The organism is Variovorax sp. P4_D9 (assembly GCF_056401695.1).
Genome location: NZ_JBFUIU010001676.1, coordinates 1 through 722, shown reverse-complemented (window position 1 = coordinate 722; position 722 = coordinate 1). Strand labels below are relative to the sequence as shown.

General features: G+C 64.8%; 1 pseudogene. It reads right to left on the bottom strand.

Features of this window, described 5'->3' with window-relative positions:
• Positions 1 to 514, bottom strand: a pseudogene (locus AC1DY5_RS57715) (hypothetical protein); the annotation flags it as partial.
• Between the last annotated feature and the right edge of the window lie 208 nt (positions 515 to 722).

The window sequence follows — 722 nt, the reverse complement described above, 5'->3', positions numbered from 1 at the left end:
CCCGCAGACCGAACAGATGCAAACGGGCCTCGGCCATCCAGGCAAGCGGCGCCGGCTTGCGTCGCCACGATTCGATGGTGGCGACCGTCTGCGCGGCGGCCTCCCAATTGCCTGCACGCAGCCACATCGGCGCTGCATGGTCCTGCGGATCCCGCGCGTCGAAGGCCAGCAACCCGCCGCGGCGTGCGATGTCCTGCCAGCTCACAGCGAGCCAGACGGCGGCACCCGGGTCGCCGAAAGTGCGCTGCGCAGCATGACGGATCGTCTCTTGCAGCATCTGTCGCGCCTCGCGCAAGGATTCGTGGTCGCGAAACGCATCGTCGCGGCCGGCTTCGGCGGCCTCGATGTAGTCGGTGAGAATGCGCAGCGACGGCAAGGAGTCGTCGGCAGGATATTCTTGGGAAAGGCGATCGCAAGCTTGCAGAGCGGCCGACGCGTCGCGCCGCTCGAGCGCATGCACAACGTCGTTCCTCAGCATCACCTCGCGGCCGTGTTCGAAGATGTCGAGTTGCATCGTTTCACCCGTGCATCAAGGCATCAAGGCAACACGCATGACTTTGGGAGAAGGGTCGAGCGGGTGCTTCCACGGCCCTCGTCGTCTCCCGGCTCGACGGCCGGCGCGGCATGCATTGCGCTCGAGTCGCCGGGGAAACAACTGTGCCCGGCTACACGGTAAGTTCGTTTGCGATAAAGGCATTTCGCGTTTCGCGTTCTTTATGGAC